At 39.7% G+C, this 25,510-nt stretch carries 24 protein-coding genes; 17 read left to right on the top strand and 7 right to left on the bottom strand.

The features are described 5' to 3' along the window. The first annotated feature begins 358 nt into the window (after window positions 1–358). The 12 genes from EDD58_RS05335 (at window position 359) to EDD58_RS05390 (ending at window position 15,100) form a co-directional block, all read left to right on the top strand. The gene (locus EDD58_RS05335) at window positions 359–1,201 is read left to right on the top strand and encodes a methyltransferase domain-containing protein (protein ID WP_131923800.1); all 843 of its coding nucleotides are present in this window, start codon (window positions 359–361) and stop codon (window positions 1,199–1,201) included. A 45-nt stretch (window positions 1,202–1,246) separates the two neighbouring features. Further along, complete coding sequence (locus EDD58_RS05340; RefSeq protein ID WP_131923801.1) at window positions 1,247–2,023, top strand: sporulation protein; 777 nt, start codon at window positions 1,247–1,249, stop codon at window positions 2,021–2,023. A gap of 703 nt (window positions 2,024–2,726) precedes the next feature. Then, window positions 2,727–3,443: a response regulator transcription factor gene (locus tag EDD58_RS05345; RefSeq protein ID WP_131923802.1), complete on the top strand. Its 717-nt coding sequence runs from the start codon at window positions 2,727–2,729 to the stop codon at window positions 3,441–3,443. Continuing rightward, on the top strand, window positions 3,440–5,212 hold the full coding sequence (locus EDD58_RS05350; RefSeq protein WP_131923803.1) for an ATP-binding response regulator: 1,773 nt from the start codon (window positions 3,440–3,442) through the stop codon (window positions 5,210–5,212). Before EDD58_RS05345 ends, EDD58_RS05350 begins: the two co-directional genes overlap by 4 nt. Before the next feature lie 244 nt (window positions 5,213–5,456). Beyond that, complete coding sequence (locus tag EDD58_RS05355; RefSeq protein WP_131923804.1) at window positions 5,457–6,371, top strand: ABC transporter ATP-binding protein; 915 nt, start codon at window positions 5,457–5,459, stop codon at window positions 6,369–6,371. Continuing rightward, complete coding sequence (locus EDD58_RS05360) at window positions 6,368–7,096, top strand: ABC transporter permease (RefSeq protein WP_131923805.1); 729 nt, start codon at window positions 6,368–6,370, stop codon at window positions 7,094–7,096. The genes EDD58_RS05355 and EDD58_RS05360 overlap by 4 nt, the downstream gene beginning before the upstream one ends. Window positions 7,097–7,114: 18 nt before the next feature. Next, window positions 7,115–7,837 (top strand): ABC transporter permease, encoded by a 723-nt coding sequence (locus tag EDD58_RS05365; RefSeq protein WP_131923806.1) that lies wholly within the window; start codon window positions 7,115–7,117, stop codon window positions 7,835–7,837. Between the two features lie 408 nt (window positions 7,838–8,245). Further along, complete coding sequence (locus EDD58_RS05370; protein ID WP_131923807.1) at window positions 8,246–8,632, top strand: hypothetical protein; 387 nt, start codon at window positions 8,246–8,248, stop codon at window positions 8,630–8,632. Window positions 8,633–8,904: 272 nt separating this feature from the next. Then, window positions 8,905–9,168, top strand: a complete 264-nt coding sequence (locus EDD58_RS05375; protein ID WP_131923808.1) for a hypothetical protein — start codon at window positions 8,905–8,907, stop codon at window positions 9,166–9,168. Window positions 9,169–9,643: 475 nt separating this feature from the next. Next, window positions 9,644–12,043, top strand: coding sequence for a 3-hydroxyacyl-CoA dehydrogenase/enoyl-CoA hydratase family protein (locus EDD58_RS05380; RefSeq protein WP_131923809.1), 2,400 nt, complete (start codon window positions 9,644–9,646; stop codon window positions 12,041–12,043). Between the two features lie 17 nt (window positions 12,044–12,060). Beyond that, entirely contained in the window at window positions 12,061–13,242 is a 1,182-nt protein-coding gene (locus tag EDD58_RS05385) for an acetyl-CoA C-acetyltransferase (protein WP_131923810.1), read from the top strand. A gap of 82 nt (window positions 13,243–13,324) precedes the next feature. Then, a complete protein-coding gene (locus EDD58_RS05390) occupies window positions 13,325–15,100 on the top strand; it encodes an acyl-CoA dehydrogenase family protein (RefSeq protein ID WP_131923811.1) in 1,776 nt (591 codons plus the stop codon). 55 nt (window positions 15,101–15,155) lie between these two features. Here the strand turns inward: EDD58_RS05390 and EDD58_RS05395 are convergent, their stop codons facing one another. The 4 genes from EDD58_RS05395 to EDD58_RS05410 all read right to left on the bottom strand — a co-directional run bounded on the left by EDD58_RS05395 (window position 15,156) and on the right by EDD58_RS05410 (window position 18,675). Next, window positions 15,156–15,695 carry a GNAT family N-acetyltransferase gene (locus EDD58_RS05395; RefSeq protein WP_207903257.1) on the bottom strand — a complete coding sequence of 180 codons (540 nt, stop codon included), beginning with the start codon at window positions 15,693–15,695 and terminating at the stop codon, window positions 15,156–15,158. A 297-nt stretch (window positions 15,696–15,992) separates the two neighbouring features. After that, window positions 15,993–16,733 (bottom strand): YheC/YheD family protein, encoded by a 741-nt coding sequence (locus EDD58_RS05400; protein WP_165875817.1) that lies wholly within the window; start codon window positions 16,731–16,733, stop codon window positions 15,993–15,995. A gap of 168 nt (window positions 16,734–16,901) precedes the next feature. Further along, complete coding sequence (locus EDD58_RS05405) at window positions 16,902–17,651, bottom strand: SDR family NAD(P)-dependent oxidoreductase (protein ID WP_131923814.1); 750 nt, start codon at window positions 17,649–17,651, stop codon at window positions 16,902–16,904. A 103-nt stretch (window positions 17,652–17,754) separates the two neighbouring features. Continuing rightward, a complete protein-coding gene (locus EDD58_RS05410; RefSeq protein WP_131923815.1) occupies window positions 17,755–18,675 on the bottom strand; it encodes a proline dehydrogenase family protein in 921 nt (306 codons plus the stop codon). A 176-nt stretch (window positions 18,676–18,851) separates the two neighbouring features. On the opposite strand from EDD58_RS05410, the gene pruA reads away from it, so the two are divergent. The 4 genes from pruA (at window position 18,852) to EDD58_RS15240 (ending at window position 22,352) form a co-directional block, all read left to right on the top strand. Continuing rightward, window positions 18,852–20,396, top strand: a complete 1,545-nt coding sequence (gene pruA / locus EDD58_RS05415) for an L-glutamate gamma-semialdehyde dehydrogenase (RefSeq protein WP_131923816.1) — start codon at window positions 18,852–18,854, stop codon at window positions 20,394–20,396. A 167-nt stretch (window positions 20,397–20,563) separates the two neighbouring features. Further along, window positions 20,564–21,004, top strand: coding sequence for a Fic family protein (locus EDD58_RS05420; protein WP_131923817.1), 441 nt, complete (start codon window positions 20,564–20,566; stop codon window positions 21,002–21,004). A 165-nt stretch (window positions 21,005–21,169) separates the two neighbouring features. After that, window positions 21,170–21,784 carry an undecaprenyl phosphate transporter UptA gene (gene uptA / locus EDD58_RS05425; RefSeq protein ID WP_131923975.1) on the top strand — a complete coding sequence of 205 codons (615 nt, stop codon included), beginning with the start codon at window positions 21,170–21,172 and terminating at the stop codon, window positions 21,782–21,784. A gap of 133 nt (window positions 21,785–21,917) precedes the next feature. Beyond that, window positions 21,918–22,352: a Sec-independent protein translocase subunit TatA/TatB gene (locus tag EDD58_RS15240; protein WP_131923818.1), complete on the top strand. Its 435-nt coding sequence runs from the start codon at window positions 21,918–21,920 to the stop codon at window positions 22,350–22,352. 130 nt (window positions 22,353–22,482) lie between these two features. On the opposite strand, the gene EDD58_RS05435 is transcribed toward EDD58_RS15240, so the two are convergent. Continuing rightward, on the bottom strand, window positions 22,483–23,277 hold the full coding sequence (locus tag EDD58_RS05435; protein ID WP_131923819.1) for an N-acetylmuramoyl-L-alanine amidase: 795 nt from the start codon (window positions 23,275–23,277) through the stop codon (window positions 22,483–22,485). A gap of 565 nt (window positions 23,278–23,842) precedes the next feature. Between EDD58_RS05435 and EDD58_RS05440 the strand changes: the two genes are divergently transcribed. Beyond that, window positions 23,843–24,118: a hypothetical protein gene (locus EDD58_RS05440; RefSeq protein WP_131923820.1), complete on the top strand. Its 276-nt coding sequence runs from the start codon at window positions 23,843–23,845 to the stop codon at window positions 24,116–24,118. A gap of 276 nt (window positions 24,119–24,394) precedes the next feature. Here EDD58_RS05440 and EDD58_RS05445 read toward each other — a convergent pair whose 3' ends face one another. Both EDD58_RS05445 and EDD58_RS05450 read right to left on the bottom strand, forming a co-directional pair. Then, window positions 24,395–24,769 (bottom strand): G1 family glutamic endopeptidase, encoded by a 375-nt coding sequence (locus EDD58_RS05445; protein WP_131923821.1) that lies wholly within the window; start codon window positions 24,767–24,769, stop codon window positions 24,395–24,397. Window positions 24,770–24,846: 77 nt separating this feature from the next. Then, window positions 24,847–25,224: a hypothetical protein gene (locus tag EDD58_RS05450; protein WP_131923822.1), complete on the bottom strand. Its 378-nt coding sequence runs from the start codon at window positions 25,222–25,224 to the stop codon at window positions 24,847–24,849. Between the last annotated feature and the right edge of the window lie 286 nt (window positions 25,225–25,510).

Consider the following 25,510-nt stretch of genomic DNA (forward strand, 5'->3'; position numbering starts at 1 on the left):
AAAATAAATGAAACCTTAAATGAAAGAAGGAAATTTCTTTATATACCGAGAAACTTGTAACACTGAGGAGTAAAAGACTAAATATATTAAAATAGTAGGACGTTAGACATGATTTTAGACGAAACACGGACTCTAACATGATGGGAAATCAACATATGGATGTAAAGATTAGTTGTTGGGCAATTTCATGTTCATTTATATGTTTAAAGAGGTTTATGACTCTGAATAATAAACCGAATCTTCTGTATTTTATGCAGAGAATTCTTCATTTTATGCTTAGTTTTCTTAAATGGTATAAGGGGAGATCAAAATATAGATACATACAAACCTATTCCTCAAGGAGGCGGCTACGGGGGTCATGAATAAAAAAGAACGGTTGATCAGACACATGAATCGTTCGGTAAGAACTTATGATGAATATGCCGATGTACATAGAAAGCTGGCTCACCGGTTGTTGCTCTCTGTTAAAGAAAAAGTGGCTTGTGCTGGGCGGATTTTAGAAATAGGATGTGGAACCGGATACTTAACCCAACTACTCGTTGATCATTTTCCTCAAGCGACCATTATAGCGATTGACTTTGCAGAACAGATGATTCAGATGGCGAAAGAAAAGATTCAACCTCCTTCTCGTGTTCGGCTACTCGTTGAAAATGCAGAGAAATTGGATATTCAACAGTTTGGTACCTTTGACCTTGTTATAACCAACTCCACTTTACAGTGGTTAGACTACCCACAAAAAGCGATTGCGGATTGGTATGATCTATTAAAGCCAGGAGGATGGTTATTTGCAACTGCTTATGGGCCCGATATGCTCTATGAATTGCGTACTATTTTATCAGAGGTGGAACTTGACCTTGGTTTAGAGCCAACTCACCCTTTTTATCTTTTGTATTCTGCGGATCACTGGAAAGAAATACTGCGACAAAAGGATATGGTGCAAATTTTAACGAGTGAGTCTTGGGAGCGAAAATTATTTGCGAATGGTGATCAGTTATTAAGGACCTTAAAAGCTGTGGGGGATAATGCCAATGGAATCAATCAAAATATCGGGATAACCAGACAGTTGTGCTTTGAAGTGATCTCTCGATATAATCAGCTGTATTGGTATCGGACGAGAGACTGTGTCTATGCTACCTACCACTCGATTCAAATTCAAGGACAAAAATGTGATCGATCTCTCTATATTCAATCATCCATCTAAACTTTTGTGTTACGATCAAAGAAAATCATTGAAAGGATCGATCATATGTTCAAATCTTTTCTTGCATCTTTGGGTGTGGGAGCGGCAACTATCGATCTAATTTTAGATCGGGATGTATTGACGATGGGTGAAGCTGTAACTGGAAGAGTGGTTCTTAAAGGTGGCGATGTAGAACAGTTGATTGAAGGGCTTTCTGTAGAGTTTCGTCTTGCTTCTTCCTATAAAAAGGATGATTCATATATCAATGTGAATGAAACGATCCAAACCGTACAAATTACAAACCAAGACTTTATGGTTTACCCTGGAGAAGAGAAGGAGTTTCCTTTTTATATGGTATGTCCTGCGCTACTTCCGGTTAGTTCAGTTAATACACGCTATTACTTTCAAACTGATCTAGAAATTAAAAGAGGGTTAGATGCTGAAGATCGAGACTTTGTTGAAGTGCGCCCAGTTGGAATCCAAAAGAATTTTTTAGAAGGATTTAGAGCGCTAGGATTGGTTCATCAGGAGGAAGGATATACAGGAAGACAGAATCGAGGTTATCAAATCATTCAATTCCGCCCTACAGAATGGTTAGCTGGAGAATTTGATGAGCTAGTCTTTATGTATCAACCAGAGGATAGCTCTAATCATGTTAGTGGTTACTATGAGTTAGATCTTAAAACTAGAGGGTTGATTGGCTTCCTTGCAGATGAGTTAGATTTAAATGAGAAAAAAGGGAGATTTATGTTTGCTGCTCAACAGCTGATGACCATTGAAGATGCTACTTTTCATATACAAGAATTTATAAACAAAAATATGAAAGGATTAATTACAGGTTAGGTAAATCTAATCCTTACTTAGCTTAAGCAAAGTTTTATCGAATTATCCTAGGGGGATCTCTGTTTCTCAAGCGAACGGCTTTGCGAACACGATTCGAGATTGATGCAGAGAAACAGAGACTTGAGGCGGGATTCGGACTATTTGTTCCTAAACTTACTCATAATCACTAATGAAAGAAACGCTAGAATTTACCTCTAGCGTTTTTTTGTTGAATAATGGCTTAATTTTTATAGACAACTCATTAGGATAAAAAAGAGTTTGTTAAGATAGAGAGTGTCAACAGTGTCAATGAGGTAATATTCACCTACTCTATAGAGTGTTGGAGTCCGATTTTCACCCTCCATGAGCTTGTACCTTGCAAAGAAGAGGAAAAGTTCGCTTCACTCTTCGATTCCGGGAGAAGGCAAAAGGCATCGAGGTCTTTCAAAGGAGAGTTGCCTCCTCTTTTCCTTTATCGAAGGGTTCCGCTAAGTAGTGGTACAAAGTCATTTCGTGCGAAATATCGACTCCTAACTAAAACCTAGGAGGGGGAGATGTCTTTATGGGGGACGGCTTTTGCGAATATGCTTGGAGATTGATGCAGAGAAACATCTCCTCGACGGGCTCTGGATCATGCTGTGAATGAATGACTGAAGTCTTTTTTATAATTTTGTTAAGAACATCAGGTTTCAGTTCAAGTAGTCGAGAAAGGAGAGCTGGAGATATGGATGCACGAATCCTTTTAGTAGATGATGAAGTAGAGATTTTAAACCTAATTCAGATTGTCTTGAAAAAAGAAGGCATTCAACAGATCGCTACAGCTACAAATGCAGCAGAGGCTGTGGAGCTTTGTCGGAAGTTCCAACCACATATCATTATTTTAGATGTGATGTTGCCTGACGGTGATGGATTTGATGTATGTAAACAGTTACGCCAGTTTACTTATGCACCTGTATTATTTTTAACGGCTCGTACCACTGATTTAGATAAATTAACAGGTTTTAGTATGGGGGGAGATGATTATATTACCAAGCCGTTTAATCCTTTGGAGATTGCGGCCAGAGTGAAGGCGCAGTTAAGACGATTACAATTGTTCCAATCTACCCCTGGAAAAGAAACGGCTAAGATTTATGATTTTGGTCGTTTCTTAGTGAATGAATCAGCGGGATTACTCATGGTAGAGGGACACGAAGTTCCTTGTCCAGCAATGGAATTTAAACTATTACTCTACCTATGCTCACATCCCAATCGTATTTTTAGCAAACAGCAGATTTATGAACAAGTATGGGAAGAAGAGAGTTTAGGTGATGAGAATACGGTGATGGTGCATATTCGCCGTTTGCGAGAAAAAATAGAGTTAGTTCCGAGTCGCCCCGAGTGGATCGTTACAGTTCGGGGATTAGGATATAAATTAGTGACCCCACAAGGAAGATCTCTATGAAGGTATTTGGTCGGTTTACGTGGCACTTTTTATCTCGCTTACTCATCATGCCATTTATTTATTTTGTTATTTACGTGATCATCGGAATCGTTTTTATGATGACGGAGTTCCCGATCACAAATGAAAATCGTACTGAGCCTATGTTATTTTCTGAGCATGAAAAGTATATTAGCGAAGTGGCATGGTTTACAGATATTGACTCTAATCACAAGGTGAAGATTGATCCTAGGATTTTAAAAGATTTACAGAAAAAAAAGTCGTGGGTTCAAGTGTTAAATCGATCGGGAAACGAAATTTATCAATCAGGGCGCCCTTCTTACTTTCCTACTCATTATTTCCAAGGTCAACTAGCTGATTATAAATATCACCGAGTCTCAACACCCTATGATATTTACGTCTGGTCATCAGTAAAGGATGGGAAAGAGTATACTTGGGTAATAGGTAGACCCAATGCAGAGCTATGGATGAAAACGATTCAATCCAATACTAAACTTGAAAATAACAAGGTGGAAGTTTCAAAAGAGGTCTTAAATACACTTGCGGACAATCATGTGTGGGTTCAGATCATCAATGATCAAGGAAAGGAGATTTTTCAATCTCAGCGCCCTTCATCTCTTCCTACTTCTTATACGCATGGAGACTTAATTCATGAGATCAACCAGTCTCAACAAGTCAAGTATGCCACAGGAAACTTAGATGGGCATGAAATTATTTGGATCATTGGAAATGTAAATCCAAAAGAAAAAGCTACTAAGGCGACAGAAGTAGCCGTTGAGTTCGGAAAAGATGAGTTGCGGGGGATGATTTACTTATACTCTCTCATTGGTAGTACGATCTTAGTCACAATCATTGTCGCCTACTTTTTCGGTCAACGCATGGGAGTCCCATTAATCCATATGATGAAATGGATTCAAGCACTTGCACAGGGACAGTATGATGAACCTAAAGATAAGAAAGGGAGACCAGCTAGCCGATCTCCATCGTCCAGTGAATTCCGTCGTCCCTTTCGGACATATCGAGAAGTTTTTGATTCTCTCCAACAATTAGCAGATATTTTAAAGAAAAATGAGGAGAACCGAATCCGCTTGGAAAAAACCAGAGAAGAGTGGATTGCAGGAGTTTCCCATGATTTAAAAACACCTCTCTCCTCCGTGAAAGGTTATGCCAAGTTGCTAGCAGAAGAGGGATTTGATTGGGAGAAACATGAGATCAAAACGTATGCAAGTGTCATTGAGGATAAAGCTGGACATATGGAAAATCTGATTGAAGACCTCAATCTTACTTTCCGTTTGAAAAACGAAGCTCTCCCTTTACAAAAGAATAAGGAGAATCTAGTTGAAGTCGTCCGCCGCTCGGTGATTGATTTGGCGAATGGTCATCTGGGTGAGCAACATCAGGTTGAATTTGAGTGTGAGATGAATGAATACTGGATTCCTATGGACCGAAAATGGTTCCAGCGTGCTTTAAATAATTTACTCGGCAATGCTGCTGTCCATAATCCTCCAGGAACCTTGATTCGTGTAACTGTGGGAAAAAATGAAGGACAGCTATGGATTCAAATTAGTGATGATGGGATTGGCATGGATGAAGAAATGCAATCTCATCTGTTTGAGCGTTATTATCGAGGGACGAATACCACACAACGCAACGGAGGAACGGGATTAGGCATGGCGATTGCTCAACAGCTTCTCATTGCGCATGGGGCTCGAATTGAGTTAGAGAGTCAGTTGGGAGAAGGGACTGTGATTACAATCTGGTTTGATCAGTAGTTAAAAATGAGAACAAATAAGGATCTAACGAAATCAAAACAGACCTTACTGGAATGAAGGTCTGTTTTTTATGTAGTTTGTAGTAGGTTTCAATAGGAAGGATTAGACGAGAGATAGTTTAGAATTTTGCCGAATTTAACCGCAATTATAACATATTAGACTTCCAAGTGAATTAAGGTGTTGTTTATGTTCTGTTTCAGTTTGGTTCAACTTCGGGTTTTATGATGAATCTGAGGTGAGACAAATGAGTGTAAATGTGATTGAAACGAATCAGTTAACCCGTAACTTTGGTAAGCGCATCTCAGTGAATGCGATTGATCTGAAAGTACCCCAAGGTGAAATTTATGGTTTTCTAGGTCCAAACGGAGCCGGTAAAACAACGACGATTCGGATGTTGTTGGGTTTGATTAAGCCGAGCTCAGGCTCTGTTCGTATATTTGGAAAAGATCTTTCCAAGCATCGCCAGTCGATTTTAAAGCGAGTGGGATCTCTGGTTGAGTCTCCATCTTTTTATGGTCATTTAAGTGGTTTCGAAAACTTAAAAGTAGTGGCTACCATATTGGGAGTTTCCCAGAAACGAATCACCGAAGTGTTAAAGATGGTTCGTTTAGAAAAAGATGCCCATCGGAAAGCTAAGCAATATTCATTGGGAATGAAGCAACGTTTAGGAATTGCGATTGCCATGTTAGCAAATCCAGAGTTGCTGATCTTAGATGAACCCACCAATGGATTGGACCCTGCTGGAATTCAAGAGATCCGTGAGTTGATTAAGGAATTACCTAGACAAACAGGAGTCACTGTTCTCGTATCGAGTCATCTACTTAGTGAAGTTGAACAAATGGTTAGCTATATAGGGGTGATTGCAGAGGGGAAATTGCTCTTTCAAGATCGGATTGATGCCTTACAGAAGAAAAGTCAGTCTAAGTTAATCATCGATGTCAATCAACCACAAGAAGCTTGTCGTTGGCTACAAAAGCAAGGTTGGTCTTCTTATGTGGAAGATCAAATGCTTTGCCTAGATCAGCTAGATCGTCTTCAAACACCAGCGATTGTAGAGTCATTAGTGTTAAATCGCTACTCCGTGTATGAAGTGAAACAAAGTCAGAAGTCATTGGAGGATATCTTCCTAGAGATGACTGGAAAGGGGCAGAGTTTATGATTTTTCGTATTCTCTCTGCCGATTGGATCAAAATGAAGCGAACATGGTTAGTTTGGCTCACTTTATTGGGCCCAGTCTTCATGTTATTTGCTCAATCGGTCAATTATGGAGTCCGTGCAGACTATCTATTAAAGTTTGGCTGGGAAGGGAAAAACTCTTTATTTTTTTGGATCTTTGCTTTGCTAGGTCTTACCTTGATGTTAGGAAGTTGTATTTTAGCTGCGATGATGGCAGGACATGAGCATGATGCAAATGCTTGGAAACAAATTTTTGCTTTACCAGTATCACGTTGGCAATTATTTATTAGTAAAGCAATCTGGTTGTGCATTTTTATAGGAATTAGTGCATTATTGACCGTTGTGAGTATGGGGATTTTTGGGGTGGTAGTTGGATTACCACAACCGATTCCTTGGGTCAATTTAACTAAGTTAATCATGTATCCCTATCTAGCGACGATTCCTATTCTAGCGATTCAACTTGCGTTATCTCTAAATATGAAGAATCAAGCGATTCCCATTACTGTAGGGGTGATTGGTTCTATCTTAGGTCCTATATTTGCAATGGATTCTAATCCATATCTTCATTGGGTTCCATTGGCGTATCCTTCGCTTGCGGACATTGGACAAAATCCAGAAGCGGGAATGATGGCTCTTTATGGTGGATTAGTAGGAGTTGCTCTTATTCTAATCGGCGCTATTCAGTTTTCTCGTAAAGAAGTGAGATAGAGAGGAGGTTGAAAGAATATGTTTTTACGAGTATTTAAAGCTGAGTGGATGAAGGTGAGATGGTCAATAATATTGGGGATCATCTGGATTGCACCCGCATTGGCGATCTTTGCAGGATTATCCGGGTTAGATATGTTTCCGGGGTCTTCTAAATGGTTGACAGTCTATCTAATGGGAGTGATCCAATATACGACCTTATTTTTACCTATATTAGTGGGTATATTTGCAGCATTTGTCTGTCGATATGAGCATGTCGGGGGTGGGTGGAAATTAACCCTTGCTTTACCTGCTTCTCGAACACAGGTGTTTCTCGCCAAATACTTGCTCGTAATATTGTTAGCAGCAGGAGTTCAACTTCTATTATTATTGGGAATCTGGTTAACTGGAACTTTACTTGATTTTGGGGGTTCTTTTCCTTGGAAAGAGATTGGAGCAAAGATCTTTTTCGGTTGGGTCATGTTGCTCCCACTAGCAGCATTGCAGCTATGGGTTTCGTATCTTTGGAAAAATTTTGCGGCACCATTAGCGTTAAATGTCATTTTTACCATCCCAACCATATTGGTTGCTCAGTCTTCATTGGGATCTTACTATCCTTGGGCACAACCCTTTCTGGCGATGATTCCAAGTGGACAAGAATTGGCACAAAATGTACCTGATTTGATGTATAGCATGATTATCGGAAGCTGGATTCTTTTCTTCTGTGGTGGACTTATCATGTTTAATCGTAGAGATTGGACCTAATTGAGAAGTGTGGGGATTAATTCCCTACACTTTTTATTTTTGGAGAAAAGCAGATGTCATAAAAGTACATTTCTCTCAAGCTGTTTGTAAATAAAAATAGCACAATATAAACATTCACCCTTTTCTTCACGAAAAATTCACATATAATATATATATCTGGAGTGAGTCATTGGTCATTCGACTTCAGATTCTGTTCATTACTCTACTGAGTCAAACAACTTGAATGAATTAAGTTGTTTGATCCCATGAATGGAGGGAGAGATGTTTCTCTGACGAACGACTTTTGTGGGTTCGCTACGAGAGTGAGACAGAGAAACAGCGATCCGGCGGGATTTGGGTTTATATGTGACTAACAATGCTCATATAGAGTTCATTATGAGAATCACAGAGAGATGGGGATGTGTTCGGGTGACGTATATACTGATTCTGATCGCCACGTTTTTGTTAATGGGATTGAATTGGAAGTTGTTGGACATCCCGGGTTTTTTCTATTATTCGAGTGTGCGTCCCTGTTTGTTGCTTATATTTAAAGAGAGACTTTCAAAGGTAGAGGATGTTTACTATTGGGAAATCGTTGGTGCAGTAGGTACGATGGCCCATTTAAGTCTTTTACCTGCATATATAATTTCTTTTGATTTATTAAGTATTTCCCCAATTGGTTTACGCTGGGTTAGTTTCTTCTTAATTAACTATATTTGGTGGCTATTCTATTCCTACCGTAAAGTGAAAGAACATACAGCTGAAACACCTGCGCTATGTCCGCGCAATCGATTGGGAATCAGTAGTGAAACATGAAGTTTTGGGGACTTTAGGAACTCTCTGCCTAGAAGCAGAGGGTTTTCTTGTATGCTAATGGAAAATTTGTACATTGGCCCGTTCCCGGCTTTCTCAAAAAGATCCTGTGGTAAAATGTGAATATCCCTGAGCGATCCTATTATTTGAAAGTTAAAAAAGTGCTTTACGATTGAGTTAGAATGAGTTCATAATGATAGTTATCCATCATCAGTAGCATACATTGAAACGTTTTAGTTTGTGACTGATTGAATGGGGAGGAAGGAGGAAGGCTGGTGCATATCAAATCTCAGTGGTTTTTGATTATTTTCATCATCATTATTTCTTTTCACTTGAGCGAAGGAAGAACTTATGCAGCCACTCTTATGGGAGTAGATGAGAAGCCAAAGATTATTTCAATGGCGTACTCTTCTGATATTAAACTTGTACCTGAACATACCGTTCCTGATGAAGAAGTGCCAGTTCCCACTTTTATCATTCCAATAGCGGTTGCTTTGGTTGCTTCGATTGGCTTGTGGATCTGGTTTTATCGGTCATGAAAGGGATTATAAATAATAAAGACGTTCCTAACCGCATGGATTACCATTTAAAGACCTCTATACAAAATGGTCTTTTTTATTTAAAACACAGCATGTAATTGCCCCAGAAGTCATCATTTTTTGTCTCCATTGTACTTTTGTGCAAAAAGTTACTTAGAAAAATAGGCTTCTGGTTTCTTTTTTATCTGTTTCAAAAAAATGATTTCGACACAAATTTGCAAAAAAATGATTTCCCCCCTTGACGTAATGAGTAAACAGAGAAATAATATTATTGAAATCAATTTTAAAGGAATCAAAATATTTTTGTATTGTCCCAATGATTCCCACCCTATGTTTTCAAAATAATTGAACCAAATATGTATGTAGATCACGCCTATCCTGCTGGAGGTATTTTTTTCTCGCAAAAAATGAATGATTGTTCATTCACGGGTGAATTTGACTTCGATAGGATTGATCTAAAGAGAGGGGGATATACTTGGCACGCATAAAAAAAGCGGCAGTACTGGGAGCCGGTGTGATGGGAGCTGCGATTGCAGGTCACTTAGCTAACGTAGGAATTCCCACTTATTTGTTGGATATTGTGCCACGGGATTTGAATGATCAAGAAAAAGCAAAAGGACTTTCTCTTGAGGACAAAGTGGTTCGTAACCGTTTTGCACAAGCGGGGAAAGATCGTTTATTTAAAGAGAAACCATCTCCCCTTTATACCAAAGAGGTGGCAGAGCGTATTACGGTTGGCAACTTGGAAGATGATTTTCATCACTTAGGAGAGGTCGACTGGGTGATTGAGGTAGTTGTTGAAAACCTCAAAATTAAACAAGACTTATTTGCACGATTGGAACAAGTGTGGAAGCCAGGGATTGTTGTCAGTTCTAATACTTCAGGGATTTCAATCAACGAAATGGTGGATGGTTGTTCCTCAGAGTTTAAAAAGCATTTCCTCGGAACACACTTTTTTAACCCACCTCGTTATATGAAGCTATTAGAAATCATTCCTACAGCAGAGACTGATCCTTCTATATTGGCTGAGATGAAAGCGTTTGCCGAAGATGTGCTTGGTAAAGGGGTCGTTTTATGTAAGGATACCCCTAACTTCATCGCCAATCGGATTGGAACCTATGGTTTACAAATCACCCTACAAGCGATGGAAGAAATGGGTTTAGGTCCTGATGAAGTGGATGCTGTAACAGGTCGTGCCATGGGTCGACCCAAGAGTGCAACTTTCCGCACCTTAGATTTAGTAGGTCTTGACACATTTGTTCATGTCGCTCATAACGTACATGATCATGTAGAGGATGAAGAAGAAAAAGCAGCATTTGTCATTTCTCCATTGCTACAACAAATGGTTGATCACAAATGGTTGGGGGAGAAATCAGGACAAGGTTTTTATAAAAAAGTGAAAACAGAGCAAGGAAAAGAGATCTTAGCTCTAGACCCAAGCACCATGGAGTATCGTCCACGTAAAAAGCTAAAAGCACGTTCCTTGGATGCCTCCAAACGGGCGAAAAGCTTACCTGAGCAGTTACAAGCTCTCGTGTATGCGGATGATGTGGCCGGGAAGTTAGCATGGTCTATCACGAAAAAAGTACTACTCTATTCTGCTAACCGTCTAGAAGAGATTGCCGACGAGATCGTAAGTGTGGACCAAGCGATGAAATGGGGCTTCAACTGGGATTTAGGTCCATTTGAGATGTGGGACGCGATCGGTGTTGAAAAGTCAGTGACTCGCATGAGAGAAGAAGGCGAGACCATTCCACAGCTGGTTGAGGATCTCCTTGCTTCGGGGGCAACTTCCTTCTATCAAACAGAAGCAGGTCAGGTTCATGTTTTCCAGATTGGTGGTCAATTTGGAGAAGTGAATGAAAGTGAAAAAGTAATTTCGCTCGCCCGTCTTAAAGAACAAGGGAAGTTAATCAAAGGAAATAAAGGGGCTAGCCTGATCGATTTAGGCGATGATATCGCTTGTCTAGAGTTTCATAGTCCCAAACAGGCCATTGGAGCCGACATTATCAACATGATTAACTACGCAGTCAAAGAGGTGCAGGCCAATTATAAAGGATTGGTCATCGGTAACCAAGCCAACAACTTCTGTGTGGGTGCGAACTTGATGTTGATGCTGATGGAAGCTCAAGATTACAACTGGCCAGAGTTGGATCTGATGGTGCGTCAATTCCAAAATGCGATGGGCTCCCTACGCTATATGGATCGTCCAGTCGTCGCAGCTCCATTTGGAATGGCATTAGGTGGCGGAGTGGAGGTTTGCTTACCAGCTGACCGTATTCAAGCTTCTGCTGAAACCTATATGGGTCTAGTAGAAGTAGGTGTGGGTCTGATCCCTGGCGGTGGTGGAAATAAGGAAATGCTCATCCGCTGGACAGAAGGAGCTGATCCCAAAGATCGTGTCTCCTTACAGCCTTTAGTTAATCAGGTGTTCATGGCTGTAGGGCAAGCCAAAGTATCTACCAGTGGAGAAGAAGCTAGAAAATATAAATTTATCCGTTCGTATGATGGAATTACGGCTAACCAAGATCATCTCATTCATGACGCGAAGCAAGTAGCTTTAGGTCTCGCTCGTTCAGGTTATAAAGCTCCACAACCAATCAAGATCCCAGTGGTGGGTGAGTCGGGGTATAACGTACTCAAATTTGGTGCCTACGATCTGTTGAAATCAGGTTATATTTCTGAACATGATTACAAAATTGCTTCCAAGTTGGCTTTTGTTCTTGCAGGTGGAAATCTCCCTGAAGGAACCTTGGTCAGTGAGCAATATCTCTTAGATCTAGAGCGTGAAGCATTCCTAAGCTTAATTGGCGAACCAAAAACTCAACAACGGATGCAATATATGTTGGCAAAAGGAAAACCACTCCGCAACTAATGGAAGGAGGAAAAAAGATGCGTGAAGCAGTCATCGTTGCGGGTGCACGTACTGCTGTAGGTAAAGCAGGCAAAGGCACCTTGAAAAATACGCGTCCCGATGATCTGGGAGCGGCAGTCATTCAAGATGTATTGAAACGCGTTCCCCAGCTAGATCCAAAAGAAGTCGAAGATGTCATCATTGGCTGTGCCTTCCCAGAAGGTGAACAGGGCATGAATATGGCACGGGTCATTTCAATGCGGGCAGGTCTTCCTACTGAAGTTCCAGGTATGACTGTGAACCGTTTCTGCTCTTCTGGCTTACAAACGATTGCCATGGCAGCTGAACGGATCATGACAGGCTTTGCCGATGTCATGATTGCAGGTGGCGTGGAAAGTATGAGTATGGTTCCCATGGGTGGCTATAAACCAGCTTTCAATCCCTATTTGATGGACCATATGCCAGAACTTTATATGTCAATGGGTCATACCGCAGAAGAAGTAGCGAAACGGTTTAACGTTACTCGTGAAGATCAAGATGCGTTTGCAGTTGAAAGTCACCGCAAAGCTTTTGAGGCGATTCAAGCGGGCAAATTTAAAGACGAAATTGTGCCGATCACGGTTAAACATCGTTTCTTTGATGAAAAAGGGAAATTGCAAGAAAAAGAAGAGATTTTTGACACGGATGAAGGTGTACGTCCAGGAACGAACCTTGAGGTCCTCAGCAAATTACGCCCTGCTTTTCATGTGAAAGGTACTGTGACGGCTGGGAATGCATCCCAGACCAGTGATGGAGCAGCAGCTGTAATCATCATGTCACGTGAAAAGGCGGAAGAACTAGGAATCAAGCCTTTAGCGGTTTTCCGTGGCTTTGCTCTGGGTGGCGTTGATCCTGATGTGATGGGAATTGGACCTGTTGCCGCTGTTCCAAAAGTGTTGGAACGGACAGGAATTCAATTAGACGAAATCGACTTGATTGAACTTAACGAAGCTTTTGCTTCCCAAGCTGTCGCAGTGATTCGTGAGCTAGGACTCAACCCAGACATTGTTAATGTGAATGGTGGTGCCATTGCTTTAGGACATCCATTGGGATGCTCAGGTGCTAAATTGACTGTTCAGATGCTGAATGAATTAGAGCGACGCCAACAACGTTATGGATTAATCACCATGTGTATCGGTGGCGGTATGGGAGCGGCCGGGATTATTGAGCGTGTGTCCTAATAAAAAGATTGAATTAACTTAACCTCAGTCACCATGGTTTTTATGAAGAGCCATGGTGACTAGATGAATAGGAGGCAGTGAAATGTCCAAGATTAAAAAAGTAAAAGGTGGAGCGTTCCTAATCGAACAAGAGGAAGCTGTTAATATTTTTACACCTGAAGATTTGACCGAAGAGCATAAAATGATTGCTAAGACCTCTGAAGACTTCGTCAAAGATCAAGTTTGGCCAGTGCTTGAGGAGATTGAGCAACACAATTTTGAGCACTCTGTAAAGCTATTAAAAGAAGCAGGTGACTTAGGACTTTTAGGTGCTGAGGTACCTGAGAAATATGAAGGACTTGGACTTGACAAGATCAGCTCTAGCTTAATTACGGAAAAAATGGCTCTTGGACGCTCTTTTGCTCTTTCTCATGGAGCACATGTGGGCATTGGAACCTTACCCATTGTCTTCTTTGGTAACGATGAGCAAAAGAAAAAATATCTACCTGATCTAGCAACAGGTCGTCGCTTTGCTGCATACGCATTAACTGAGCCAAGCTCTGGTTCTGATGCGTTAGGTGCTAAAACAACTGCTAAGCTGTCTGAAGATGGTACACACTATATCTTAAACGGTGAAAAGCAATGGATCACTAACTCCGGCTTTGCAGACGTATTTGTGGTTTATGCTAAAATCGATGGCGACAAATTCACTGCATTTATTGTAGAACGTGGTTTTCCAGGAGTCTCTGTAGGACCAGAAGAAAAGAAAATGGGAATCAAAGGCTCTTCGACCCGTACCTTAATTCTCGAAGATGCTCAAGTTCCAGTTGAAAACTTATTAGGTGAAGCTGGAAAAGGTCATCATATTGCTTTCAATATCTTAAATATTGGTCGTTATAAACTAGCTGTGGGAACAGTCGGTTCTTCCAAACGTGGCATTGAATTATCAGCTAAATATGCGAAAGAGCGTAAACAGTTTAATATTCCAATCGCAAAATTTGGCTTAATTCGTGAAAAAATTGCTAACATGGCGATTAAAACGTATGCATTGGAAAGCATGGTTTATCGGATTGGTGGTATGTTTGACGCTGGTTTAACGGGTGTCGAGGAGGCAGAAGGAGCAGCAGTGGCTAAGGCGATTGGTGACTATGCGATTGAGTGCTCCATTTCCAAAGTATTTGGGTCTGAAGTTCTCGACTATGTAGTGGACGAAGGGGTTCAAATTCACGGTGGTTACGGCTTTATGAATGAATATGAGATTGAAAATATGTACCGTGACTCTCGGATCAACCGGATCTTTGAAGGAACTAACGAAATTAACCGTCTCTTAATTCCTGCTACTTTGATGCGTAAAGCATTAAAAGGAGAACTAGCTCTCTTACAAGCAGCTCAAGAACTACAAGAAGAGTTACTCACCATGATGCCTTCTTTCCCTGACGAAGATGCTCCTGTATTGGAAGAAGAGTACAAGCTAGTCGAAAACGCAAAGAAAATCTTACTCATGATTGCTGGTCTTGCTGTACAAAAACATGAAGAGAAGTTAAATAAAGAGCAAGAGATCTTACGTGACCTTGCAGATATTATCATCGAAACCTATGCGATGGAAAGTGCTATTCTTCGTACGAAGAAAGCAATTGAGAAAAATGGGGAAGAGAAAGAACAAGCCAAGATCGACCTCACTCGCGCATTTATCTACGAATCCTTCCAAAAAGTAGATGCCTTTGCTCGGCATACCTTGGCTACTCTGGATGAAGGTGACGTACTTCGCACTCAATTATCTGTCTTGAAAAAATTAACTCGTATTCAACCAATGAATGAAGTTGAGTTGAAACGGACGATTGCTGCAAGAATCTTGGATGCAGAAAAATACTCTGTATAAATAAAAACACAGCCTCGATCTGGGGCTGTGTTTTTCGTTCATCCATCTACTATAATTAAGGTAGAGAGATTTCATGAGGATTGACAAGGGATAAGTGAACGGAGTCTATCCATTGACCATCTTTATAATAGTGTTGTGGAGTTCGTCCAACAAATTGAAAGCCATTTTTAATGAGTACAATCTGTGAACCGATATTATGGGGATCGGTGTCAGCTTCTAAGCGGTGGAAATGAAGGGTATGAAAAGCTTCATGGATGACTTGAGAAACAGCGGCAGTAGCGTAGCCTTTTCCATTATGTTTTTCTCCTATTCGATATCCGATTTCAGCTTTATGTAAAGGAGCTCGGATGATTGAAAAGAGGTTGATTCGTCCGATGATTTCTCTCTGTTCATTACGTATGATGTACATATAACAGAGGTCTTGTTTTTGTTCTTCCTCATACGAGTGGATTAAAGATTTCAAATGATCTAGCTGATAATATTCATCAGGTCGGGGCATAATCACTTTTTCAAAAAAAGCTCGGTTTTCCAGTTCAAAAGCTAATAACTCTTCTGCTACTTCAGTTTGAATGGGTTCAATCATAATATTTGTCATATATAAAATCCTCTTTTTATATATTTGAATAATTAATCAAAAAATTGCGGATAGATAGTTGTCATATTATTTCATTAATTTGCTTCCCTTGATAATCATTCAATGTCTATGTATGTCACTAATTATAGCTCTAAATGTATTTAATAACAAACCTTGCTAATTGATTACCATTTTTGAGCTATAGATGATTGGTGGGAACGGTGCTAGACCTTAGACCATTCCCACTCCTCTTCTGTTCCTGATCACAAGTTCAATCCCTCAAGTGTAGAAGCAATTTGTGAATAAATCCCTACTGTGTTAAGAAGACCTATGCCTTAAATGGATGATTTTCCGATAAAGTGATTGGTCTGCTAATCTAAATACATTTAAACCTGGAGTCACATTGATCTCATAGAGCCAGGGATGATTATGATCATCGATTCCATAGTCGAGACCAAATTGACGCCATTTTGGATACTTGGCACTAAATTGTTGAGCAATCTTAATCGAGAGACTTTCCAGCTTCTTTAGCATAGATTTGGATTGCTTTTCATTCCATCCGAGCTCTTTTTGAAAGAGAACATCAACCTTAGTGGGCTTACCACCGCTCTTTGCATTGGTTACAATACTTTTAGAAGGAGCTAACCTTCCGACAATACCGACTACCTTCCACTCACCCTTGATCCGTAACATATGAACTCGTAGATCAAAGAGTCGACCTTTTTTGGTTTCACTCTGAATTCCCTGTTGAACCAGATAGAGTCTCTTTCGTTTCAACTTTTGGATATCTTCCATAAGTGTAGAGATTTTTTCATGCTTGTGATTGACTTGATAATCCCGACAGCGTAATCGATAGAGCCCTTTTTCTACATCGATGCGCATTAAGCCCTTGCCTTGACCGGAATCATTGGGCTTCAGATAGACGAAAGAATTTTGCTTAAGCATAGAAGTAAGACTTTTGTTAGTTAAAGAGTAGGTTTTAGGGATATGTTTAGCAACTTTTCGATCTTTGGCGAGAATCTTAACATTGTCCAATTTACTAAGTTCAATTCTTACCATATACATGCCCCTTTCAATGTTATCCTTATAAACTATGAAAGGAACTTGTAATGTGCTTGTATGAGTAACCTCATAGAAGTTATGTCAATGACTCAGATCCCTGAGTATCGGAGCTCGACTTTCATTTTTCAGTAAGGCTTGTCTATGGGGTTGATAGTTTTAAATAAATTATCGGTTACGGAAAAGTCGAGCGACGATGTGGGCAAGCTGAAGGGGCGAGAAGAATCGGGGGAGATAGGAGGTTATTTGATTCTGTAGACCAGGGATGATGATTGTTTTCCCTTTTTTAAATTGCTGGAGTGCAATTCGGGCTACTTTTTCAGCAGACATGGTTCGTTGTTGATTAAAACCTGCTCGAGTGGCAAATTCACTTTGTGTGCTACCTGGACATAGTACAGAAATGGTGATGTTAGTATTTCGCAGTTCTGTGGCGAGAGAGGTTCCGTAGGATAGAACAAAAGATTTACTCGCTCCATAAGCGGTCATATAGGGAGTGGGCATGAAGGATAGGATGGAGCTTACGAAGAGGATCCCGCCACCATCTCGCTGTTGTAATTGAGGTAATATCGCCCGAGTTAAACGGACAAGTGCCTCGATATTCAGCTGGAGCAACTTTTGTTCCATATGGGAATCTGTCTGAGTTACGGTACCATAGAGACCCAATCCTGCATTATTAATTAATAGATCGATGGGGTGTGACTGAATATATTTTTCCAAGCGGAGAAGATCCGTTTCTTGGGTTAAATCAGCAACGAAGATCTCGGCTGATCCACCCATCTGTCTAACTTGATTGGCAACTCGTTGCAACTCAGTTTCTCTACGGGCAACGAGGATCAATCGATGACCCTCTTTTCCTAAATTCTCAGCTAATGCTTCACCAATTCCTGAAGAAGCTCCTGTAATCAAAATACTAGTCATACAATGACCCCTTTTTAAAAAGTCTAAAACTTAGGATTGAGCGAATTGATAGTCAAATGAGTACACAGAAGAAGGAGCAGGGCTCCACCTTCCTCTGACAAAATTATTTTTTGAAGAAATTTTTGAGTATGAATAAAGCGTTTGCAGGACTTTCGGCGATTCGTCTGCTGTAATAAGCATACCAATCCTTCCCATAAGGTGTGTATACACGTACTTTATACCCTTCACTAACCAATTGTCTCTGAAGTCCATTACGAACCCCATAAAGCATTTGAAATTCAAATAAGTCATTTGGAATTTGATTGGCTTTCAACCAAATTTTTAGTTCATCAATAATTTTCTCATCATGTGTAGCAATTGCCGTATAACAACCATTTCTCAAGTGTGTTTGCACTAACTTAATATAGTTATCATCGGTATCCTTTTTATTAGGGAATGCTACATTGGAAGGCTCTTTATAAGCGCCTTTCACGATTCGCAGATTCACATTTTTCTTCCCTAAGTCAAGTACATCCTGCTCTGACCGGTATAGATAGGTTTGGATCACAAGTCCAATATGATCTTTCCCATATTTGTCCACAAGTTGATTGAAAATATCAAGGGTGATGGGAAGTCGTGGTGTATCCTCCATATCGATCCGGACAAAATTATTTGTTTCTTTTGCTTTTGCAGCAATTCGATCCATATTTTCTAAACAAAATTGATGATCGATGTCGAGCCCTAATTGGGTTAATTTAACAGAAACGTTAGAATCAACCCCTGATTCCTCAATCGCATCAAAAATATAGATGGCTGCTTGTGTTGCTTCCAAAGCTTCTTCACGACTTGCCACACTTTCACCTAGATGATCCAAGGTTACTACGAGACCATCTTGATTAATTTCTTTCACGGCTTCCACACACTGAGCTAATGTTTCCCCAGCAACAAAACGGGTAGCTCCCATGCGCATTCCATATTTTTGGACAAAAGAAGAAACCACACGATTATTAGCAACCGTTAAAACAGTACTACGAAATAAGGACATGGCTCGTCCCTCTCTTTCTAAAAATGTACATCTAAAACAGATAGAAAAAACCGCTTTCATTATACGAATAAGAAAGAAAATAAACAATAGGGAGTCTTGGATTGAAGTTCCCCCACTACTTAGGATACAATGACAACGGGGCAAGCCGCTACACTAATTAAGGGGGAACATTGAACATGATCGAATTTAGAAATGAGCCTTTTACAGACTTCTCTAAAGAAGAAAATCGCTCTGCTTTTGAAGCAGCACTAAAAAAAGTGAGAGCAGAGCTTGGCAAAGAATATGACATCATTATTGGTGGCAAGCATATAAAAACGGATCAAAAGATTAAATCAATCAACCCATCTGATCTCGATGAAGTGATTGGTGTTGTCTCTGAGGCCGATACTGAATTAGCTGAGAAAGCTATGCAAACAGCTGTTAAAGCTTTCGAAAGTTGGAAAGCGGTTTCACCAGCAGCTCGGGCACGCGTTCTATTTAAAGCATCTGCAATTATGCGTCGCCGTAAGCATGAATTCTCTTCATGGTTAGTATTGGAAGCAGGTAAAAGCTGGCCTGAAGCGGATGCAGATACAGCAGAAGCGATTGACTTCATGGAGTTTTATGGACGTGAAATGATTCGTTTAAGTGAAAGACAACCATTGACACGCATTCCAGGTGAGGATAATGAGCTTACATATATTCCGCTTGGTGTCGGTGTTGTGATTCCACCATGGAACTTCCCATTAGCGATTATGGTAGGAATGACAACAGCTGCACTCGTATCTGGAAATACAGTGGTCTTAAAACCAGCAAGCCCAACCAATGTGATTGCTGCGAAATTTATGGAGATTTTGTATGATGCAGGACTTCCAGATGGAGTTGTGAACTATGTTCCAGGTCCAGGTGCAGAAGTTGGCGAATATCTAGTCAAACATCCATTGACCCGCTTTATCTCCTTTACTGGATCTCGTGCGGTAGGTCTTCGGATCAATGAGCAAGCTGCTAAAACCGCTCCAGGACAAAAATGGATCAAACGAGTGATTGCTGAAATGGGTGGAAAAGACTCCATCGTCGTAGATGCGGATGCAGATCTCGAGTTAGCAGCGGATTCCATCGTTAAATCCGCTTTTGGATTCTCTGGACAAAAATGTTCTGCATGCTCCCGTGCAATCATTCATCAAGATGTCTATGATGAAGTTTTAAATAAAGTTGTTGAAAAAACGAAACAGCTAAAAGTAGGCGAAGCCAAATCATTAGGCATTGATTTGGGCCCTGTGATCGATGATAAAGCCTATAACAAAATTTTAGAGTACATCGAGATTGGTAAAAAAGAAGGCCGTCTCATGACTGGTGGCGACAAAGCTAAAGGAAATGGCTACTTCATCCAACCAACCATCTTTGCCGATGTGGCTCCAGATGCTCGAATCTCACAAGAAGAAATCTTTGGACCAGTCGTAGCGTTCATCAAAGCGAATGACTTTGACCATGCGTTGGAAATTGCCAACAATACCGAATACGGATTGACAGGTGCAGTCATCGCTCGTGACCGTGCAAAATTAGAAAAAGCACGTCAAGAGTTCCATGTGGGTAACCTCTACTTCAACCGTAAATGTACAGGTGCATTAGTAGGTGTACATCCATTTGGTGGCTTTAACATGTCCGGTACTGATTCCAAAGCAGGTGGACGTGACTATCTACTTCTCTTCACCCAAGCAAAGCTAGTTTCCGAACAATTGTAAGGTTCATGTGAAAAGGAAAACCTTCGTAGATTTTGAATCTACGAAGGTTTTTTTGGTAAGGAGGGAGATTTATTAAATAAGCAGAAATGTTTCTCAATCAAACTTTTAAAAGCTTTGCTTGAGGGAGTTTGGAACAACTAGCCTAATTAGAAGAAAAGCTTAGTGAAATGCATATCAAACAGATTCATGCGATCTTACTTCAGCGTATTCGTCCAAAAGATGCAGGACGTGATCGAAGTGTACCTGTTACAGTTGGTGATCATTTACCACCACAGCCATGGGAAGTTGCTATTCAGATGGAACAACTGATACAGAAATATCACGAAGAGTGGAATAAGCTTCATCCACTTCTACAAGTAGCTTATCTTCATTGTGATTTTGTTCGAATCCATCCATTCATCGATGGAAATGGACGAACAGCAAGACTCATTACAAACCTCGAGTTGATGAAATATGATTATCCACCTGTTATCTTACCAGTTGAAGAGCGAGTCTCTTACCATGAAGCACTCCAAAAATATGATGATACTAGAAATCCAGATGATTTCTTAGCTCAGCTAATTGCACTAACCGAAAAATCCCTAGCCTTTTATTTATCTGTCCTTTGATGTGGTTGAAATTCGGGTTTTTAGTTGATCAATCATTTTGGGAATAGTTATAGAATAGAGAGGAAGGGGGTTGAAGAAAGTAGAGTATTAATTGTGCTTTGGCGTTCATACCTTAGATGAGAGAAGATGGTCAGATTCGAACCAAATTCCTAAAAAAGGATGGGTATGAACCACATGATTGACATGATTCATTATCTTTTGGAAAAACTTGCTGATCTAGGATACTTGGGAATCGTTCTTGGACTGGCTGTAGAAGTGATTCCAAGTGAGATTGTCCTTTCTTATGGTGGGTTTCTTGTCAATAATGGAAAAATCACTTTTATTGGGGCGGTCATTGCCGGTACCATTGGCGGGGTTTTAGCTCAGTTGATTCTTTACTGGATGGGTTCGTATGGAGGGAGACCTTTTTTAGAACGGTATGGGAAATATGTATTGATTCATAAAAAACAACTAGACCTCTCAGAAAAGTGGTTTCATCGTTATGGATCAGGAGTGATCTTTGGCGCACGTTTTATTCCAGTAGTCCGTCATGCCATTTCGATCCCCGCGGGGATTGCGAAAATGTCATGGATTCGCTTTACAATATTAACCACCTTAGCGGTGATTCCATGGTCGATCTTTTTTATCTGGATCGGGATGCAATTAGGTGGAAGTTGGAAGCAATTTGAAGAAGTCGCTTCTCCTTATGTCAAACCAGTGGCAATGATTGCTGGCTGTTTACTTATGGTCTATATTTTGGTTCAATGGAGGAAGAATAAGAAAGAGAAAAAAATGGATTGAATGCATGTTAAGATTTAGACTAAACACATAGAGTGCTTCTTATAGATTTAACATTTCGTTGATCCGGGCTTCAATGATACGATTTATAATAAAAATATATTTGTAGGGATCTCCTGATCTAAGGAGGGATAAGGTGAGTATCTCAGGTATTGAATGGATTATCATTCTTGGAGTTGCGTTATTATTATTTGGTCCTAAAAAATTACCTGAACTCGGACGAGCTGTAGGTAAATCGTTTAGGGAGTTCAAGCAAGCGACGAGTGGAATCGTCAGTGATTTAGATGAGAAGAAGGAGGATGAGGATTCGAACAAGTCGACTTCTTTATCACAACCAACATCTTCTACACCTGCACAAGTAGAAGAAGCCAAACCAACGGCTTCTGTTGCAACGTCACCTACAGCAACAGCTACTGTAGATCCGAAAGCAACCACAACCACACAGTCGACAATGCCTTCTACCACTTCAACTACGGAAGCTTCTAAGACCCCAATGGCAACTCCATCTCCTGTAGCTGAACAACCGACAGGAGAAGCTAAAAGCACCATAACGACACAAAAAGATGCCTAGCGAAAAGGCATCTTTTTGTCTGATTGAACTTTTCCCCTTCATGACAAGGAATAAGCTTATGAAGAGTGAAAATCAGGCTCCAACGCTTTAATAGGGTGACCATCTCTTATATGATTAGGTGGGTATTGACTTAAAGTTTCTCTTGAATGATAAATGCATCCGTAATCCCAACTTGTTTGAGTCGATTTAACTGTTTTTCTGCATTCTTTTTTTGCGAAAAGGCTCCTGCCTGAACACGATAATAGGTCGTGCCTGAAATCATTGTTTCTACAATCATTGAATCGATTTTTTTGGAGGATAAATATTCCTTCCTTTCCTCAGCATTCTCTTTACTTTGAAATGAACCGGCGATCACTTTGTATAGAGCTTTTTGTTTGGGTGATAAAGAGAAGGCTTGGGCTATTCCTTCGCCAATGGCATGAGAAAGATCTGTAATAAATGTCGAGTTTCGTAAAAGATTGAGATCGTTGGTGGTATCAATGAATAAGTTTTCAAGTAAGACAGCAGGCATAGCAGTTTCTCTGAGTACATAGAAGTTAGCGCTTTTTTTCCCACGGTCCCTTACTCCATATTTGGAACCGATCACCCCCATTACAGACTGATGAATTTTATTTCTTGCTTCAATCGTAAAGTTGCTAACCCCTCCATTATAAATAAAGCTTTCCCAACCCGTCCCTCCACCTGCATTGATATGGATGGAACAAAAATAATTAGCACCTCGGCTTTTAGCGATCTGAACCCGCTGGGCTAAAGAAAGTGTCGTGTCTGTGCTACGAGTCATAATCACTTCCACGTTATAGTTGGAGAGAAGATAATCTCGGACTTTTAAGCCAATGGAGAGATTGAATGTTTTCTCCCTAGAACTTCCATTTGTGGCTCCAGGATCATTTCCTCCGTGACCAGGGTCAATAACGATACGTGTCAAACAAACCCACCCCTTGGTATATTTTCGGGGTTGAGTATCGATTTTATAATAAAATTTTTAAGGTGTATGGATTCAAATAGATTTGAAAGCTAAAGCTTCTGAGATTCATTCTGTGATGCTTCATGACTAAAGGCGATCAAAAGTGAGTTTTACAAGATCGCTTGCAAAACGGGTATAACAACCACAGTTCATCAATTGCTTAATGATCAACCCCCACTACTACTCTATGTGAGATAAATAGAAAGGGAGTAGATGGTAGCATAGGATCTATTAAAATATGTATTCGTTGATTAAGATTGTCGGACAGCATCGTTAAATTTGTTTTTGGGAGTAAAAAGGTCTACTTCTTTTCTTTAATATTTTTAGTAGGAAGTTCTACCCTTTTAGGCTTTTGGCCATTTAGGAACTTGCACATCAATACCTTTATTCCTGATTATGTACTTCTGATCTTGTTCGGATGGCCGTTTGTTACTGAGATTAATGTTCTAGAAACGGTATTAACTCTTTATAAATTTCGCTTTATCATTTTAAGGCAAATGAAGAAGTATTTAGAAGCGAGTTACACTTGTTTAGAAGGGATTGTCTTTCTTTACGAAATAGTGATCAGAATCGTTATCTTGAACTAATGAATGTACTCGGAAGTATCTATCTACTGGAAAAGAAGTATAATCAAGCACGACAATGCTTTCAAACCGTCCTTGACTATGATCATGAGTTTGAATATCCACGACGACAAATAGATGCTCTTACTTATTTAGTGATATTACAAGCGCATGATAGAAAATGGAGTGAAGACCATAAAAATATTGAAAGGGCAATCGAAATGGGGAGAACCATATGATTTCATAATTGTAAAAAATAATTAATGGAAGATTTCCTACATATACTCAATTTAAAAAGAAAACACCAACAAGCAAAGGTTCTATTTTATAGAATAACCATTTGCTTATTGGTGTTTTTGAAGGTAACGTTTATAGGGATCAGATGAAGAGATATAGTATAGATGGGGGAACAGGGTCTAGAGGAAAGGATTAGGGGGACCCTATTCCTCCTCTTATGATCTCCTTTGATAATATTATCAAAGGAGATCATGTAATTAAAAGCTAGATAAGGCCTTTTAATATGTTTGTAGTCTACCTTGACCACTACACGAACTAGTGCATTGTAAATGTAATACTGCTGTTCCAACTGGTACTCCAGTAGAGTAACTTTTTGATGCTCCAGCAGAAACCATTCCACTAGTAATGGTTTTTCCACCTGATGTTACCCGAAAATTGAAAGAGCTATTTCCAGTGTTATGGACAGTTACATTAACACTTTGACCAGCTTGGACATAAATGCTAGTGGAGTCGTATGTTTTATTTGGTCCTACTGTAGCCCATGAGGAATATGCGGCAGACGCCTGAGATACTGGAATTAATAATGCAAAAAACAATGCTAAGAACGGTAACAATAGTTTTTTGTTCGATTTTAATTTCTTTTGATTATACACTTTCATATCTCCTTTTAAATAATTAATTTAATTGAGCCAAGGAAATGGGTGTTTTCATTCGTATGCCTAAAAAGCTTTTAATATGTTTGTAGTCTACCTTGACCATCACACCAGGAAGTAGGGCATTGTATATGCAAAACTGCTGTTCCAACAGGTGCTCCGACTGAGTAACTTTTCTTTTTACCTGCATCTACAGTTCCTTCAGTAACCGTTTTTCCACCTGATGTTACCCAATAATCGAAATAGCCATTCCCATTGTTATGGACAGTAACATTAATTTTTTGACCAGCTTGTACATAAATACTAGTGGTGTTATAAACCTTATCTGGTGTTACTATAGCCCATGGGGAATATGCAGCAGACACCTGAGATACTGGGATTAATAATGCAAAAGCCAATGCCAAGAACGGTAATAATAGTTTTTTGCTTGATCTCAACTTCCTTAGATTATGCATTTTTACTCTCCCTTTAAAAAATTAATATGTTTAGATCTATGGTTCATTTTTATTATATCAAATAGGGTGAATATTTCAATCCTATAATTATTAATAAAAAATTATTTATTAAATAAATATGAGGCGTTGATTATTAAATATCTCTTTTTATTTCTTGTTTATTTTAAAATGAATAATACTATATTTATATTGTTCTTTGTATAATTATCTTTATTTTATTAATGGATTTACTCTTGGATAATGAGATACTGAATATAGAAATGAGTTTTTTAAAAAAATAATAGTA

The sequence above is a fragment of the Hazenella coriacea genome, from assembly GCF_004341825.1.
GTDB classification, from domain to species: Bacteria; Bacillota; Bacilli; order Thermoactinomycetales; family Thermoactinomycetaceae; genus Hazenella; species Hazenella coriacea.